Source organism: Aminobacter sp. P4_D5 (assembly GCF_056401815.1).
Window position 1 is genome coordinate 1 of record NZ_JBFUIP010001304.1, and the last position, 536, is coordinate 536.

The 536-nt window shown below is 71.1% G+C and carries 1 protein-coding gene; it reads right to left on the reverse strand.

What is annotated here, in order from left to right:
- Positions 1-536: LLM class flavin-dependent oxidoreductase (locus AC1DWF_RS38075; RefSeq protein WP_476843580.1), on the reverse strand; the 536-nt coding region annotated here is incomplete at both ends.

The window sequence follows — 536 nt, forward strand, 5'->3', positions numbered from 1 at the left end:
GGTGGGTGGGCGTGAGGTTGAAGCCGTCCGCGGCTTCCTCGGCCTTCCAGCTCTCCAGCCCATCGGCGACGTCGGCGGCCGTGCCCACCAGCATCAGCCCGCCGCTGCCGGCCGACTTCTTCTGGTAGAGCTGGCGGATGGTCATGTTCTCGCGCCGGGCGAGGTTCCACGCATTGTAGGCGAGGCTGCGCACGGGGGCGTTGACCGGCTCCGGCACCGGCCCGTCCAGCGGATAGCCGGAGAGGTCGCCGAAGGAGCGGAACAGGTTGGCCAGGCCGACCATGGGGTCGATCAGCTCCTGCAGCTTGTCGAACTTGGCCTGCGCCTCCGCCCGCGTGCGCCCGACGACGGTCGTGACGGCGGGCATCACCTTCAGCAGATCCGGCGCGCGGCCGTACTTGGCCATGCGCGCCTTCAGCCCCGCGTAATAGGCCTTGGCGCCGGCGAGATCCGGCTGCGCGGCGTAGACGACATCGGCATTCGCCGCGGCGATCTCCTGGCCCTGCTCGGCGGCGCCCGCCTGCACCAGGATCGGC